At 35.3% G+C, this 17,265-nt stretch carries 16 protein-coding genes; 4 read left to right on the top strand and 12 right to left on the bottom strand.

The window, feature by feature from the left end; translation table 11 throughout:
- Positions 1-3 precede the first annotated feature (3 nt).
- The 3 genes from JFU54_RS15730 to JFU54_RS15720 form a co-directional block, all read right to left on the bottom strand.
- Positions 4-1,380, bottom strand: coding sequence for a sensor histidine kinase (locus JFU54_RS15730; RefSeq protein WP_002165422.1), 1,377 nt, complete (start codon positions 1,378-1,380; stop codon positions 4-6).
- 1 nt (position 1,381) lies between these two features.
- Positions 1,382-2,059, bottom strand: coding sequence for a response regulator transcription factor (locus JFU54_RS15725; protein ID WP_002013739.1), 678 nt, complete (start codon positions 2,057-2,059; stop codon positions 1,382-1,384).
- A 235-nt stretch (positions 2,060-2,294) separates the two neighbouring features.
- Entirely contained in the window at positions 2,295-3,185 is an 891-nt protein-coding gene (locus JFU54_RS15720; protein ID WP_201039085.1) for a YitT family protein, read from the bottom strand.
- Between the two features lie 471 nt (positions 3,186-3,656).
- Between JFU54_RS15720 and JFU54_RS15715 the strand changes: the two genes are divergently transcribed.
- Positions 3,657-5,012 (top strand): RNA-guided endonuclease TnpB family protein, encoded by a 1,356-nt coding sequence (locus JFU54_RS15715; protein WP_207192627.1) that lies wholly within the window; start codon positions 3,657-3,659, stop codon positions 5,010-5,012.
- A 459-nt stretch (positions 5,013-5,471) separates the two neighbouring features.
- Here the strand turns inward: JFU54_RS15715 and JFU54_RS15710 are convergent, their stop codons facing one another.
- Positions 5,472-5,741: a 2TM domain-containing protein gene (locus JFU54_RS15710; RefSeq protein ID WP_002128109.1), complete on the bottom strand. Its 270-nt coding sequence runs from the start codon at positions 5,739-5,741 to the stop codon at positions 5,472-5,474.
- 178 nt (positions 5,742-5,919) lie between these two features.
- On the bottom strand, positions 5,920-6,561 hold the full coding sequence (locus JFU54_RS15705) for a hypothetical protein (RefSeq protein ID WP_201065180.1): 642 nt from the start codon (positions 6,559-6,561) through the stop codon (positions 5,920-5,922).
- Between the two features lie 274 nt (positions 6,562-6,835).
- Between JFU54_RS15705 and JFU54_RS15700 the strand changes: the two genes are divergently transcribed.
- Together JFU54_RS15700 and JFU54_RS15695 are read left to right on the top strand one after the other, a co-directional pair.
- Complete coding sequence (locus JFU54_RS15700) at positions 6,836-7,867, top strand: S66 family peptidase (RefSeq protein WP_201065177.1); 1,032 nt, start codon at positions 6,836-6,838, stop codon at positions 7,865-7,867.
- A 196-nt stretch (positions 7,868-8,063) separates the two neighbouring features.
- Positions 8,064-8,459, top strand: coding sequence for a DUF3224 domain-containing protein (locus JFU54_RS15695; RefSeq protein ID WP_060749889.1), 396 nt, complete (start codon positions 8,064-8,066; stop codon positions 8,457-8,459).
- 230 nt (positions 8,460-8,689) lie between these two features.
- Here the strand turns inward: JFU54_RS15695 and JFU54_RS15690 are convergent, their stop codons facing one another.
- From JFU54_RS15690 to JFU54_RS15660, 7 genes are all read right to left on the bottom strand, one after another.
- Complete coding sequence (locus JFU54_RS15690; protein ID WP_113733534.1) at positions 8,690-9,067, bottom strand: hotdog family protein; 378 nt, start codon at positions 9,065-9,067, stop codon at positions 8,690-8,692.
- 85 nt (positions 9,068-9,152) lie between these two features.
- Positions 9,153-10,400, bottom strand: coding sequence for a DUF1015 domain-containing protein (locus tag JFU54_RS15685; protein WP_201065174.1), 1,248 nt, complete (start codon positions 10,398-10,400; stop codon positions 9,153-9,155).
- A 13-nt stretch (positions 10,401-10,413) separates the two neighbouring features.
- The gene (locus JFU54_RS15680; RefSeq protein WP_201065171.1) at positions 10,414-11,586 is read right to left on the bottom strand and encodes a 3-phosphoglycerate dehydrogenase family protein; all 1,173 of its coding nucleotides are present in this window, start codon (positions 11,584-11,586) and stop codon (positions 10,414-10,416) included.
- 12 nt (positions 11,587-11,598) lie between these two features.
- Complete coding sequence (gene serC, locus JFU54_RS15675; protein WP_201065169.1) at positions 11,599-12,681, bottom strand: 3-phosphoserine/phosphohydroxythreonine transaminase; 1,083 nt, start codon at positions 12,679-12,681, stop codon at positions 11,599-11,601.
- Positions 12,682-12,890: 209 nt separating this feature from the next.
- Positions 12,891-13,082 carry a DUF378 domain-containing protein gene (locus JFU54_RS15670; protein ID WP_201065167.1) on the bottom strand — a complete coding sequence of 64 codons (192 nt, stop codon included), beginning with the start codon at positions 13,080-13,082 and terminating at the stop codon, positions 12,891-12,893.
- 88 nt (positions 13,083-13,170) lie between these two features.
- Positions 13,171-14,238 (bottom strand): glycoside hydrolase family 113, encoded by a 1,068-nt coding sequence (locus JFU54_RS15665; RefSeq protein WP_201065165.1) that lies wholly within the window; start codon positions 14,236-14,238, stop codon positions 13,171-13,173.
- Positions 14,239-14,630: 392 nt separating this feature from the next.
- Entirely contained in the window at positions 14,631-15,518 is an 888-nt protein-coding gene (locus JFU54_RS15660) for a CPBP family intramembrane glutamic endopeptidase (RefSeq protein WP_070128741.1), read from the bottom strand.
- Positions 15,519-15,878: 360 nt separating this feature from the next.
- On the opposite strand from JFU54_RS15660, the gene JFU54_RS15655 reads away from it, so the two are divergent.
- Positions 15,879-17,216: an erythromycin esterase family protein gene (locus JFU54_RS15655; RefSeq protein WP_201065163.1), complete on the top strand. Its 1,338-nt coding sequence runs from the start codon at positions 15,879-15,881 to the stop codon at positions 17,214-17,216.
- Positions 17,217-17,265: the final 49 nt, after the last annotated feature.

Here is a 17,265-nt window from a genome sequence, read left to right as displayed (position 1 = left end):
TGTTTATTTCGGAAGCTCCACCCGAACAGTGGTCCCTTCCCCTTTCGTACTATATACCGAAACGGTTCCATTATGCAGTTCAACAATTTTCTGTACGATAGATAATCCTAAGCCGCTTCCTTCTACGTTTCTTGCCCTTGCTGTGTCTACTTTGTAAAAACGATCAAATATACGATCCATTTCTTCTTGTTCCATACCAATTCCGTTATCTGATATAGAAATGACAATACCGGATTCTAATTCTTCTACAACAAATTCAATCGTCCCGCCATCGTTTGAAAACTTAATGCTATTCGTAAAAATATTACTCCATACTTGATGGAGTAGGTTTTCATCACCTTCTATAAATATGTCCGGTACATCAAATTCAACAGCTATATCTTTTTCACGCCATTTCCATTCGAGCATAAAAATGACGTCTTTAATTTGCTTCTGCAGATTGAATTCTTTTATCTGTAAAACCTTCTCTTCTTTATCTAATGAAGCAAGCGTAAGTAACTGTTTACATAAACTAGACATCCGCTTACTTTCACCCTCAATAATTTTCAAGTAACGTTTTCTTTCCTCTTCACTCATATTCTCCGATTGTAATGTTTTCGAAAAACCTTGTATCGAAGAAAGTGGAGATTGGAATTCATGAGAAACGTTAGAAACGAACTCTTGTCTCATTTGGTCTAATTCTTTAATGCTCTTTGTCATCTTTTGAAAATTAGTTGCTAGTGTACCAATTTCATCTTTTCGATTTTCATCTAATTCGATATCATATTCACCACTTGCAATCTTTTGAGTCGCTTTCGTAAATGTTCGAATAGGACGAACAATATACCCTGCTGCAATCGCTATAAAAATGATACTTAATACAACGATGAAACCGAGTAATACCGCTAGAAAAATTCTCATTTCGCCGAATTGTTGCTGAATGTCAGGGCGAATGAATAAAGCGTACTGTTTATCATCGTGTTTTAGCGGTACACCGACACTATTAATTAATTCATTATCGAAAAATCCTGTAATAAAGAGGCGCGTTGGATATGTGGAAACGCCATTAAACGTCTCACCTTGCAATACTTTATGAACGGTATCATCACTAATTGTTATCTTACGAAACGCATTCCCAATACGCTTTCCATGATTTTCGTCATCTACAATATAAATTTCATACCCTAACTTCGCAATAGACTGTAAGTATGCCTCTTTATTCTCTTCACTTTGCTTTTCATATAATGATTTCACTTCTTTAGCATACATTAAAATCTTTTCACTATTGTACGGTTTTAACTTCACTTGATAATATACGTTCGTTAATAAAAAACCGATAATACTACTAAGAAGCATAATACCGACTGTCATAAAAACAAATCTAGAATATAGTGATTTCATTTTATTTCAACTCCAACTTATAACCGAGTCCGCGTACTGTCGTAATTTGAAAATCATCTGTTCGTTTTGAAAAACGATCTCTCAATCGCTTCACATGAACGTCAACTGTTCGTTCATCTCCTTCAAAATCCATTCCCCATACTAATTCAATTAATTCTTCTCTTGAAAAGGTTCTTCCAGGATAACTAGCAAGTTGTGATAATAATTCAAATTCCTTTAATGGAAGCAAAATCGTCTGACCGTTACACTTCACTTCAAACCCTTTTCGGTCAATTATCGTCCCATGTAATGTAATAATATCAGCACTAAGCATTTGATAACGGCGCAATAAAGCTTTCATACGGAAAATTACTTCAGCTGGTTCAAATGGTTTTACAATATAATCGTCCGTACCAGAAATGAATCCTTTTTCTTTATCGACTAGCTGATCTTTTGCAGTTAATAAAATAACAGGTATATCATGATACTTCCGGATTTCTTCGCATAACGTATAGCCATCAACAAACGGCATCATAATGTCTACTATCGCAAGATGAATATTTTCTTTCTCTAAAACGCCTTGCGCTACCTTTCCATCTTCCGCTTCAAAAACTTTAAAGCCCTCTTTTTGTAAATGGTAATGCAATAACTCTCTAATATGTTTATCATCATCAGCTAATAAAATATGTATCATCTTCATTAAACCCTCTCTTGTTCATCCTTCTACATTCTTACATTAAGAAACAATTGTACTTTTTGCAAGAAAAAGAAAAACAAACTGCTATTAGTTTTTTTGAATAAGAGTTGATACATAATACGCTACAAGCCAACATTTTAAGATAAATAAAAAGAATCTATTTTGAAAAAAATTATTCAAAATAGATTCTTTCGTTTTAGTATTAAGATTATTTTAATAAAAACAATTTCTACTCTTACTAAGCTTTAGAAATATCAACAAATCCTTCTCCGAACACATCACGAACATCGTGTATAGCGATGAACGCAGCCGGATCCGTAGTTTGAACAATCCGTTTTAGCTTCACTACTTCTTGCTTATTAATAACAATATAAAGAATTTCCTTCGGCGTTTTCGTATAATAGCCATGACCTGAATACACGGTAACCCCTCTGCCCATTAAGGTAGTTACCTTCCCGGCAATTTCATTCGGGTTATCAGAAATAATCGTAATGGCTTTCTTCGGATTTAAACCTTCAATTACAAACTCCATCACTTTCGTTGCTACATATAGCATAATAATTGTTATCATCAGTTTTTCTGCACCAATGATGAAATAAGATGAAAACGCAACAATTAAATCGAAGAACAGTAAACCATAGCTAATGCTCCATCCTAAATATTTATGCGTCATCCTTGCTAAGATGGTAGTACCTGCTGTTGTTCCGCCAACACGAATAATAAGACCAATCCCGCACCCAATAAATATTCCTCCGAAAATGGCATTTACAAGCATTTCATCCGAAGCAATCGTCCAACCTTCTGTCAAATGAAGGAATAGCGAGTTCGTAACTACAGCGATAATCGTATAAATTGTTGTAATCTTATTCAAAAATTTATAACCAGCTATTAACAAAATCGCATTTAAAATTAAGTTAACTAAGCCTGGTGACCATTCAAATAAATAATACGTAATAATCGTGATACCAGTTACTCCACCCTCACCAAACTCGTTCGGGATAACAAACAAATTCACACCTAACGCAAAAAGAAATGCACCAATAATAATAAAAATAATGTCTGTCGTTCTTTTTTCATACAGTACCTCACTTCTTATGTAAATATTTATTCTGTCATAAACTCTCACCATTATATCGTGGAATATTCAAATCGAACAGTGGTTTATTTTTATTTTAATATAGGGTAATAAATCAACTTCATCCTATATCCACATGTAATTTAAAAAGGGTAACAACTTTATTTATCCTTTTCGGCAAGAAGACTCCATCTGAATTGTGTTAGGGGTGAAACCCAACAATTCAGGTGGTGATGAATTGCCGTCAGAAGGTAGACTGAACTCTTTTGTTTCCTTCATAACAATTTTTTGAGGACGAATATTTGTTTCTTTTTGTCTTACGATATGTCGTAGATAAAGAGGGAATATATCGTAAGACAACGAAATTGGATAATAATAATCATTCGGTCACTTGAGCCAAAAGGAATTACTGTAGAAGAATGGAATTACGCTGAAGAACATGTTCATATTTTGTTCCGTTTCGTTCCAAATATTGATTTGTCAAAAATATTTTTAATGAACTCTCTAAGAAAGGTGGTGAAAACGATGGTTAAAAAGAAAGCAGTGAAAGTATTACGTAAACAAAAGAAAAGAGAAAACATACAACGATTCACGCAGAAACAGAATATCGGACGGGCTTGCCTCACAGCTAAAGAATTTCGTTTACTGCAACGCATGTCACATAGTTCAAAAGCATTGCGAAATGTTGGATTGTACACGATTAAACAAAGTTATTTGAACCATAATAAAATGGCTACTGTAAAAGAAGTGGACAATGCCATGCAGGCTGATATGAACTACTGGGGCATTCAATCAAACTCTGTTCAAGCGATTCGTAGAGCCTTATTTACAGAAGTGAAGAGCTTTTTTAAAGCATGGGAACAGTGGAAGAAAAATCCTGAAACCTTCACAGGTCGTCCTAAGTTTCCAAATTATTCTCGTTCAACGGACAAACGAATTATTGAAATCTATCAAGTTCCAAAAGTGGATGATAACGGGTATTGGATGATTCCGATGAATGTTGCATTCAGGAAAAAATTCGGTTCCATTAAAATACGTATGCCAAAGAACTTAAGAAATAAAAAAATCTCCTACATTGAGATTGTACCGAAGCAAAAAGGTCGGTTCTTTGAGGTGCATTACACATATGAAATGCACGTTTCTCAAATGAAGAAACAACCCACGACTATTAGTAAAGCTTTGAGTTGCGATTTAGGTGTAGATAGATTATTAAGTTGCGTAACAAATACAGGTGATACATTCCTAATTGATGGAAAAAAATTAAAATCCGTTAACCAATACTTCCACAAAAAGATACGTAATTTGCAGCAGAAAAATATAGAAAATGGAATTTCAAAACGCGTTGTAACGAATAGAATGGCCGCACTTTGGCATAAACGAGAAAGACAAGTAAACGGTTATATTTCACAAACTGTAGGCTTGTTGTTCAAAAAAGTGAAAGCATTCGATATAGATACTATTGTCGTAGGGTATAACACGGGTTGGAAACAAAAATCTGATATGGGAAAAAAGAATAATCAAAAGTTTGTTCAAATTCCATTTCATAAACTGATTGCAGCGATTGAGAATAAATGTATAAAAGAAGGCATCCGTTTTTTGAAACAAGAAGAAAGCTATACTTCAAAAGCTAGTTTTCTGGATAAAGATCCGATTCCAGTTTGGTCTAAGGATGATAGGGCGCATTATCGCTTTAGTGGCAGACGAATCACTCGTGGCCTGTACCAAAGTAAAGCAGGAACATGTATCCATGCTGAAATTAATGGTGCGTTGAATACATTGGAAAAATCAAGAGTTGTAGAATTGGATGACAACCTCAAAGTGAAAACGCCGATTCTATTAGAAGTGCAAAAACGTAAGGCTGTTGCTTCGCGCATAGCTTAGTGGGTGCGTCAACCATCCATGTGTACTCGACTTGTCGGGGCTTGTAGCACACGCCGGAGTCATCTGAGTGGTGGCTTCTTCCACAAGGAAGAACTGCTCTTTTTCGAAAGGGTGGTGCAAGTGGGAAAACAATCGTTCGTTGCCGGTACCAACCAAAAACTTACTTGGGGTGTTACCGTAAGGTGGCATGAATGTTAGAGCGTCAACTGTCTAGCGATAGACGACAAGACCTAGCGTTCTAACTCAAGCCCCAACTGAAACGCTTCATCTCAGTGGGGGTAGTTGACTATGTACTACAAATAAAGTTGTGATTTCACATGCAATTGTTGCTAAAAAAATGAATATGAATACTCACTCGCACAAACTTCGAATACAAAGCAAATAGGCGAAGCTATATAATAGACTTCGCATCAAACATTTGATCACAGAGATTTATATTCATACATTACAGAAATAAATTTACTTATCTTTCTCCATATATTCTTTAATCTTTCGTTCTTCCCACTCTTTTCCGAATATCCCAAATGGAAAAGTTGTCAAACCGTGTATAACGATACCGATTCCCCAACCTCCAAGTGGATATAAAAACCATAATTTGCTTGAATCAGAGCTTATATTTATAAAAAAAAGCATTAAGTTCACTAGTATATAGACCGTTAAATGAATGTAAAAAGCTTTTAAATTCTCCATCCTTTTTTTAGCTCGTAAATAAACCTCATCTCGCTCCATCCTTAAACACCTCTTTCATTATTGTATTTTTTAAACTCGCTCCGATTTAAACATCATATTCTAATCTAAAATCCCTTATTCTCAAAAAAACACAAAATAAAAAATACCCATCAAATTGTCATACACATGATAATTTGATGGGTACTGCGTGATACATTTGTTATTTACAGAAGTCTAATTAAGACCAAATCCAAACATCATCATTATTTTCAACGTTGCTCTTTACCTCATAAACCTTTTCAATATGATCCGTTGTGTTGTAGTTAATAGAAATTCCGCCCCAACCTACATACTTCATATCAATTTTCACTTTCTCACCCATATTAAATACTTGTCCCTTCGTTAAGAAAACATCAATAATAGATTTCTTTCCATTTACTGATGGATACTGAACAATGACATATTTAGTGGAATCGTCTCCCTCATCGTTCATCGTTCCTACTTTTGATACTTCCCCAATCACATAATCAGGAGAACCGTCTTCTTTCATGTGCATACCTAATTTATTTGACGTATTTTCAACTGTATTTGCAATCATATATTCCGTAAAATTACGCATCATAGATCCAGTAGCTTTAACCTCATCCCCTACTTTCACATTTGAAAGGGAATCTATATACACACTAACAGGTTCCTCATATTGCTTAGATTTTACGACAATTACACCGTTATCTACTTCTACTACTCGCCCTTCTAACGTCGAGAGATTCGATTTAATAGAAGCAGCACTCGCTTTTGACAGTTCTAATCCTGGTAAATTCGTTCCTGATAATGCTGCGATCCCTAAAGCACCTGCTAAAATTATTTTTTTCATACCCATATGTAACCTCTCCATTCATGATGATTATATTTTTTGATTGGATACGACCAACCTGTAACTATTATAGTTACGGGTTATAGAAAATAGCAACCCTCTTTCTCATGCAATGTTTCATACTGTAATTCTCAAATGCAATTCAACACTAAGACTGAATTCTTGAATACCAGCAGGTAAACGGATTGATGATGAAGAAACTAATGTCATGCATCATATTTTTTCAATGCTACAGTTTGTATAATCGTAGTCCATTACATTATGTAGGAGCGGAGTTAAAATGTTAATAAAACCAAAGAGATTACAGGCAGGAGATATTGTGGCAACAGTAAGTCCTTCGTGGGGAGGAGCAGGTGATTCTGAGATAAGATGGCGATATGAACAAGGAGTAAAAAGATTAGAAGAAGTTTTCGGTCTTACGGTTGTCCCAATGCCAAATAGTTTAAAAGGTAGCGAATTCATTTATAACACCCCACAGGCTCGTGCGGAAGATTTAATGACAGCTTTTAAAGATACGCGCGTGAAAGCCATTATTGCGAATATTGGCGGTGAAGATAGCATTCGCTTACTTCCTTATATAGATTTTAATGTGATACGTGAAAACCCGAAAATTTTTATGGGCTACTCTGACGTTACCGTTTCACATTTGTTTTGTCATAAAGCAGGAATCTCCTCTTTTTACGGTCCAGCAATTTTAACCGATTTTGCCGAAAATGTAGAGATGGATCCATATACAATTGAAATGGTAAATCGAACTCTCTTTTCAAATGAGAATATTGGCGAGATTCAACCAGCTCATGAATGGACGAGTGAGCGTTTAGAATGGATAGAGATAAATAAAGATAAAAGGCGTACAATGCAACAAAACAACGGATATGAGCTACTTCAAGGCTCTATCACTGTACAAGGGCGTTTAATTGGTGGTTGTATAGAAGTACTGGAATTTGCAAAAGGAACGGAACTTTGGCCTGAGAAAAAACATTGGGAGAATAGTATCCTTTTCTTTGAAACCTCTGAAGATCATCCAGAACCAAGTTATATAAAGTATTGGTTACGAAATTACGCAGCGCAAGGCATTCTGCAAAAAGCAAAGGGCATTATTTTTGGTAAACCAAAAGACGAAACATATTATGAAGAATATAAACACGAACTACTGAAAGTTATGAAAGAACATAACTTAGAAGATTTGCCGATTCTTTATAATTTAAATTTTGGCCATACCGAACCAAAGTTTATTTTACCTTACGGTGCGATGGCAGAAATTGATTGTGAAAATGGGTCTTTCTCTATTTTAGAGAGTGGCGTGGAATAAAGGAAAACTTTAAATAAGTATAGCCATTTTCCTGATCCTACAGAAAAAATAGCGTGTTTTTTCATTTTAGAGAGTATTTTATTTTGGTTAGCTTGATAGCGACATGAAAGGACCCCAATAAATAAAATCACTCCTATGAGATATGACTGTGAATTGATACTTTTTAAAAGTATATAATTGGAGGGAGATTACGTTTATGGAAGTAACATTTACAGTAAGTAAATGGGATGAAAAACTAATCGATGATACTAGAAAAGATTTCCCTATTAATATTGCCCATGTTGAATATGATATTGATGGTGAATTAAAAGGAAAAGCTTTTGTTGAATACTTATTATATTATTTAGACTCAAATATAAATGATGGTCACTTGGCTACTGCTAAAATTTCTGGATTTTTACACTTTGAAGGAATTTATAAGGGGCAACAAGGGACATTTACAGCTATAGAGCAAGGAATATTCGATAAAGGAAATCTAGATTCCCCAGGAACAATTATTAAAGCTACCGGTAACTTAGAAAGTCTGAGAGGATCCTATCATTATCAGTTTACAGGTCAAACTAGTAAACTAATTTTAGAGTTTGAATTTTAGCTAAATACCTTATAATTTAGTGGAAAGGACATTTCTTGTAATACTGGGAATGTCCTTTTTATTGACGAGCTTATTCAACTATTCTTCTATTAGTTAAGAGAGAACAGAGTATATTACATAACGTCTTATTATCAGTATTCAATGATACATAAAATTTTCGTTATGGGGGGAATTAAAAATCTAAGCCCGAGTGACATGGCCCCCCACCTATTCATTACTTTTTCTACTAACTAAAGAATAATCCCCGAAAAACTTCCCTTCAACACTTCCTTTTCCAGTTGATTCCTACATATAAACATCGCAATAATTTTTGTGCGATGTTTTTCATCGGGTTCAAATTGTTCAATAGTTACGTCACAACGAATTGTATCACCGCTAAAAACAGGGCGTAAAAATTCAAAATCCATCTTGCGAGCTAGTACGTTATAGTCACCGCCAATTTTTGTAGGCAGCGTTGATGTTAACAGCCCTTGTACAACAAATCTCCCCTGCTCATCTGGTGTAACATGATGAACACCTTCATCTTTAGATACTTCTGTAAATAAAACAACATCTTCTTTTGTAAACGTTCGTTCGAAGGTGATTTTTTCGCCTACTTGCAATTTCATCGATACCCCTCCTCAAAAACACTTTTAACATAAGAAAAACCGAAACTATAATCATTTCGGTTTTTCAATCTAAAGAAGTCTATATTTATTTTAACGAATGAACAAACAACCCACTGCGCAGTTTTGGTTCAAACCACGTTGATTTTGGCGGCATAATTTCTCCAGCGTCTGCGATTGATAATAAAGCTTCCATTGATGTCGGATATAATGAAAACGCTGCTTTATATTCACCGCTATTTACAAGGCGTTCTAGTTCTTCTAATCCGCGGATTCCTCCGACAAAATCAATGCGTGAATCAGATCGTGGATCATGTATTTCAAGTACTTGGCTTAATAAATGATCTTGCAGAATAGATACATCTAAACCTTTAACGAGATCATTCGCATCAAACGTTTCCTCTTTCACAGTGAGCTTATACCACTTCTCGTTTACATACATGCCAAATGATTTTGGTTCATTTGGTTTATACGGAGAACCATTTGCTTCTTCTACATAAAAGTACTGCGTAATTTGCTTTAAAAACTGCTCGACTGATAAACCATTTAAATCTTTCACAACCCGGTTATAGTCCCAAATTGATAATTCATCATGAGGGAATAAAACAGATAGGAAGAAATTGAATTCCTCTTCTCCTGTGTAATTCGGATATTGCTCTCTTCGCATTAGCCCAACTTTTGCCGCTGATGCTGAGCGATGATGTCCATCTGCAATGTAAAGATTGGGAATGTCTTCAAATGCATTTACTAAAGTCTTAATTACTTCTTCATCTGCAATCTTCCACGCAACATGCCTAACGCCATCTTCTGCTGTAAATGTAAAGATTGGCGCATGTTCTTCTTTCCAGTTTGCAATGAAACGTTTCACTTCTTCTTTTGTACGATACGTTAAAAAAATTGGCCCCGTATTTGCGTCACACACATCTACGTGGCGAATACGATCAAGTTCTTTTTCATGACGCGTTCTTTCATGTTTTTTAATTGTATCATCTTCATACTCGTCAATCGATGTACAAACGACAAGGCCTGACTGCGTTCTTCCTTGCATCGTCAGTTCATAAATGTAAAGCGCTGGCTCCTCATCTTGAACGAACACTTCTTCTTGTATAAATTGCTTTAAATTTTCACCCGCTTTTTCATATACGCGATCATCGTACGGTGAAAGTGCCGGGTCTAAATCAATTTCTGCTTTATCAACGTGTAAGAAAGAATATGGATTCCCTTTTACAACTTCTCTTGCCTCTTCACTATTTAATACGTCATACGGTAAAGCTGCTACTTGTGCTGCTTTACCTTCTACTGGACGAATAGCACGAAACGGTCGGATTTTTGCCAAGTTTCTCTCTCCTTTACACAATCATTCGAACAGCTACAACACCTGTGATTTTGCTTATATTTTCCACAATATTCTCTTTCATTATATCATCAATTCCGTTATCAATATCAATCATTGTGTACGCCCAAGAATGTTTACTACGATTAATCATATCCGCAATATTAATATGATGTTCTGCTAAGCATCCTGTAATTTGTCCTACCATGTTCGGAACGTTTTGATGCATAATTGTAATTCGTTTTTTTCCAATGTACGGAAGTTCTACGTTTGGATAGTTTACTGAATTACGAATATTACCTGTCTCTAAATATTCACGTAATTGACGTGCAGCCATTACTGCACAATTTTCTTCAGATTCAGACGTAGATGCACCGAGGTGAGGCGTTGCTGTTACATTTTTCATCTTTATCACATTTTCATTCGGGAAATCTGTTACGTAATGCGTAATAATATCTTCTTCTAACGCTTTTTGAAGAGCTGTTTCATCTACAAGTTCTCCTCTAGAGAAATTGAATAGATGCATTCCTTTTTTCATCGTCTCTATAGCGTGTTCACCAATAATCCCCTTCGTTTGGTTCGTAAGAGGAATATGAAGTGTAATATAATCACACGTTGCAAAGATTTCATCTAGGCTAAACGCTCTTTGTACTTGCGTAGAAAGACGCCATGCTGTTTCAACTGATATATACGGGTCGTAGCCAACAACGTCCATCCCTAAAGATAACGCATCGTTCGCAACTAAAGCACCGATTGCGCCAAGACCGATAACCCCTAAACGTTTCCCTGCAATTTCTGATCCAACGAATTGCTTCTTCCCTGCTTCAACAAGCTGTGGTACTTCTTCTCCATCCAACTCTTTCGTCCAGCTCACTCCATTTATAATATTACGGGAAGACATAATAAGGCTTGCGATAATAAGTTCCTTCACTGCATTCGCATTAGCCCCTGGCGTATTAAATACTACAATCCCTTTTTCCGTACAACGCTCAACAGGAATATTATTTACACCGGCACCAGCTCTTGCAATCGCCTTTAAATCTTCTGAAAACTCTTCTTGATGTAAAGAATAGCTGCGAAGTAAAATACCATCTGGATGACCTACTTTGTCTCCAATTTCATAGCGATTCCCATCAAAAATTTGCAAACCCTTTTCGGCAATTTGATTTAACGTCTGAACACGAAACATATCCCCATCTCCCTATCTATTTTCAAGCTCAAATTCCTTCATATAGTCTACTAATTCTTGTACACCTTGGGTTGGCATCGCATTGTAAACACTAGCGCGCATACCGCCGACTGAACGATGTCCCTTTAGCGTAACGAAACCGCGCTCTTTCGATTTTTGTAAAAACTGATTGTTAAGCTCTTCTGACGGTGTTGTAAACGGAATATTCATAAGTGATCGATACGTAGGGTCAACTGGTGAAGTAAACAATTTAGATTCATCTAAAAAATTGTAAAGAAGTGAAGATTTCATTCTATTTTGTTCTTCAATCGCAGATACCCCGCCTTGTTCTTTCAACCACTCTAGTACAAGTTTTGCTACATAAATACTAAAGGTTGGCGGTGTATTATATAGGGAGTTATTTTTACTGTAAGTTTCATAGTTTAACATCGTAGGACAAGCACTATTTGCACTGCCAATTAAATCTCTTTTTATAATTACAATCGTTAAACCCGCTGGCCCTAAATTCTTTTGCGCACCCGCATATATGAGACCAAACTTCGTAACATCATATTGTTCTGATAAAACATTTGAGGACATATCCGCAACGAGCGGCACTCTTTCTAAATGTGGAATATCCACATATTTTGTCCCCTCAATTGTATTGTTCGTTGTAATATGTACATAATCTAGTTCTTCATCATTTGGTAAATCATCCATTTTAGGAATCGTAGTAAACTTCTCTTTTTCAGAAGAAGCAATCACTTGTACTTCTCCTACTTTTCCGGCTTCTTGCAGCGCCTTTTTAGACCATGAACCTGTCAGTACGTACCCAGCTTTTTTATACGTACTCATTAAATTTAACGGTATCATAGAAAATTGTAATGACGCACCGCCCTGTAAAAATAAAACTTCATACTCATCAGGAATGTTCATTAATTCACGAAGTAAGCTACTTGCTTCATCAATAATACTTTGGAAATAAGAAGATCTATGGCTCATTTCCATAACAGACATGCCTGTCCCATTATAATTTACAAGCTCCTTTTGCACTTTCTTTAAAACTGGCAAAGGGAGTATAGATGGTCCTGCTGAAAAATTATACACTCTCTCCATCACCCAGATAACCTCCCTATTTCTCATTTTTATTATTTTTTAAACTTTCTGAATTATAACCTATATACAATACACGGTCAATTTGTTTTCCGTTATTACGGTGCAAGACGCAATGGAATCGCTTGCATGTGCCCCCTGCTTTTTATAAACATACAAAAAAGTGTTAAGTACATAATCGTACTTAACACTCTAGTAATTAAGTATAATAGCTACTTACTCGTAAAGAACCGATCGAAAATTTGATAAATAGCTGAAAGACCAAAGAGCCAATAAATAGTATCCACAAGCGCCGGCATAGAACCAAACCATTTCTCAACTACATTATAATCTAACGCCACAAACAACCAATTCAAACTGCCAAGAATCACCAAAATTACTGTAAGGTATGACAAAAATTTCATTATGATTGCCCCCTAGGTGATAAGATGGTGAAAGGCCTTTCACTAAAATATATGTAATAGATTCTAAAACTTACCTATTTTATAAAATTTATTTTCGATACCAGCCATTAATAACTGTCTCTGCTTCTTTACTATGTATTTGATATGAATGATTACTATCATTAGATCCGATAAACCAAATTGAAAAACCTTTAAAATATGGCTTCGCTTCTAATACATCTCGGTAAGCACGCCACCCGTTAAGTTGTACATCTTTCGAAAACACATTCGTAACATCTGGGTTCCACGGGCTTTGTAGTCCAAGTTCACGTGCTGGCACATTAAATCCACCAAAATAAACTGGCTTTCCAGTTGTTTTATGTAATGTCTCAAGTTGCTGAATGACATTTTGGCCACGATTGTATACTGTCGTCGCAAATAAGCTTTGTTTTACTTCTTCGTATGATGGATTTCTTTTTCCTGAAACTTCAAACCAACTATCAATACTTACAATGTCCACCTTTTTTAAATACGGGCGATTTATTTTCTCTTTAAATTTCGCCTCAAAAGAAGGATCCCAACTTGCAGTTAACCACCAGTTCATTTGATACAAAACATTTCCTTTATACTGCTGGCGAACAAAATTAATCGTATCATTCCAATATCCTTCTGCATATTCCATATTCACGAAATTAGAAGCGATTTTCAGCCCATAAATATTGTACTTACTTGTAATGGAATTAAAAATATCTTGTAAAACAACCGTTTTCCAATTCCAGAAGAAATCGTTAATATTACTAGGGTTCCACTCTGTTTCTCCAATATTTCCTTGCTGAATAAACGGAAACGGCTCCAATATAACTTGTATATTACGCTTTAATAATTCTTGAATTAAAATAATAGCTTGTTTCTTTTGCGCCTGATTAATTACCATATTAGCCGAATTCACATCCGGAATATCTACTTGAATAGGTACATTCACCGTATTTAAATTCAAGCGCTCTACATCTGCTAACACTTTCGCTACATTACCTACTTCCCATACCGTTACGTTTCCTGATTTTATTTTTCCAGATTGAACAGTATTTACATCCGCCTGTATATTTCCCTGGAAACAAAAAGAAAACAACATGATACACACTCCTAAAATACTTACTAAACTCTTACTTTTCTTCACAAGTTTCCCCCTATTATTTTTTGCATACTTGCTTATTTTATACAACATTTCACATATATTCCATACAAAAAAGAGTTTGATTTTCATCCATAAAAATGCTATTCATCGCTTATCCATACTAACCTCCTAAAAATAGTAAGGTAAATAAAAAAGGAGCGTATTTCCGCTCCTTTTTTATCTTTTCACGATTGAAGTTATTGAATTTTTTCTGATAATCTAACCACATCTATCTTTTCGTATAAATAAATTTTTATACTCATAAATGTATCAAAAAATTTTTATCTATATTCGCTTTTTGTTTGTATTACTTTTACATTTACTTCATTCGTATTACTTTCATATCTTTGAATATTCATGATTACACCTCCATTATATTTGTATATAACATCCGCCTAATTATGATATTTGGTAAAATTCACTATTCGAGACGTAATTATTGCAGTAATCAAGATAATAAGAGCAGTTATCAAGCCAGATTCTCCAATCCAAATCTCAGTTTGATATCCTGTACTTGCACGTGCGAAAGGTCCTTGAATAATGGCATTCCAAGTAGTATGGATGATAACCGAAGGCCAAACGCTACCTGTGATAAGTCGTAAATAAGCTGTAATATAACTGAATGGCACAATACAAAAATAGATGCCAAGTACTGAAAGAAGGACAGATGTTCCCTCTACATATAGACCAGCAATAACAATTGGAACATGCCACGTTGCCCAAATCAATCCACTAATAAGGATGGGCCGTGAAAACTCTGCATCGACTAGCCTTGTGAGCATATAACCTCGCCAACCCATTTCTTCTCCCAAAACTGGGATTAAGTTAAGCAAACTTCCTAAAATGCCGCTCAATACTACTAGATAAATGAAACTGAATGGTGCCGTTAGATACTGAAGCCCAAGTATATTGTAGATTGGTTCTAACATACCACCTTCGGGATGCTGAAACCCCGCAATCCCGCTCAACCAGGCGATAGAATAAGTAATTCCACAAATAATCATAGGTATTAGCAGAGCAAAACCAATCCCCTTCCATATCTTTAAGTTACCGAGACTAAAAGATACATCTTTAAACCCTTCTTTCAGTATTATGCGAGTCAAAATAGAAGAAAATGCTGGGGTAAACATATATACCACAATAAGCGGCATACTTTTAGTAATTATTACTACTACATTTAGGATAATAGAAGTAATGATTAAGATACTCAGAAAGAGTTGCAGTCCTATTTTAGCACGTTGGATTTTATCTTTATTGTGGAACGATTTTGCGTGTAATATCATTGTAATCCGCCCTTCCCCTTTAATTCACTTGTTTATCGAATTTACTTCTTGTCATTTCCACAGACACAACTTAGAATAAAAATATTTTGGCATACAGATTAATTCATCTTTAAAATCCCTCCCAAATTTATAATCTAGTCTTACTTGCGACTCATCAATGTAATTATTATTTATAAGTTGTCATAGCCGATAGTACAAAAGTGTAATGATTAGTCTATGACCTGTGTCAATTAACCTTATGACAATATGTAACTAGAAAATATGATATGGGATAGATAACAATTGAATTAAGGCAATTGATTCGTGCAAGTACATGAATCAATCTCGCTTTTAAAAACAATTCAATTGAGGTGGAAAAAAATGAATAAGAAAAGAATAATTGCAATGGTTAGTACAGCTTTATTAGTCACAGGATGTGGAGAAGTAGGAAACGCTCAAACAGTAGCAGTCGAAAATTCAGGTCAATCAATCCAAAAAAATATAGTTAAATCAATACAATCACAGGCTTACCCATTAAAAACGATAGAACCGTCAAAATCATTTGAGGATTTAAAACCACTTAAGAAAATGATTGGGAGTGCACAATATGTAGGATTAGGAGAGAATACTCATGGAAGCTCTGAAATTTTCACTATGAAGTTTCGACTTGTGAAATATTTAGTTACTGAGATGGGTTTTACAAATTTCACAATGGAAGAAGATTGGGGAAACAGCTTAAAGCTAAATGAATATATCCAAACAGGAAAAGGAAACCCTAGGGAATTTTTAAACTTGTTATATCCTACTGATGAAATTATAGCCATGATTGAGTGGATGAAAGATTATAATGCCGATCCATCCAATAGAAAAAAGATCCAATTTATTGGGCTCGACTTAAAGGAATTGGACCAAGGTTGCTTTAATAAAGTAATTGATTATGTAAGGCTGCATCGACCAGATTTGCTGGCAGAAGTAGAAGAAAATTATAAAGAATTGTCGGCTTTTAATGGAAGTACACAGGAATATATGGACCTTGCTCCTGAAATAAAAGAAAAGTTCAAAGCAAACGCTGAGAGAGTAGCTCGATTACTAAAAGATGAGAATAAACAAACCAACACAGAAATAGTTTCACCCGAGTACATCTGGGCGAAAGCAACGGCAAGTGCAATAGAGAAATTTACCACAATGCTAATTCCTAACGACTATCCAAGTATGTTAAAGCTACATGAGCAATACTTGGCCGATCATGCAATGTGGGCACAAGAGACATTGGGTGGGAAAACGATGGTATGGGGACACAATATTCATATTGCTAAAGGAATTATCGATGAGAAATTATACCCTTATGTTGCGGGGCAATTTTTGAAGGAACGTTTAGACACTAATTATGTCACAATTGGTAGTACAACTACGGAGGGGAATTTCACCTTATACAGCGAATATGATCCTTCTACTGGAGGTAAGATTACAACGGGTACGATTCCACAAAATGTAAATAGTTTTAACTATACCCTCGGAAAAGTACCATATAACATGTTTTTATTGGATAACCGTCACCTTAAAGGACAAGCAGAGAAATGGGTTAAAACAAAAAGACCATTACTAAGTATAGGGGGACAAATATTCCCAAACGAATCGGCATACTTTGATAAATCATTGCTTGAGCAATTTGATATTATTTTTCACATTCGAAAAACAAGTCCATCTCATATTAAATAAAAGTACAAAACAATCCCGTTCTTGCATCTGCAAGAACGGGATTGTTTTA

The sequence above is a fragment of the Bacillus sp. TH19 genome (genome assembly GCF_016651075.1).
In the GTDB taxonomy this organism is placed as follows: Bacteria; Bacillota; Bacilli; order Bacillales; family Bacillaceae_G; genus Bacillus_A; species Bacillus_A mycoides.
Note: the sequence above shows the minus strand (reverse complement) of the source record. Positions and strands in the feature narration are given on the sequence as shown.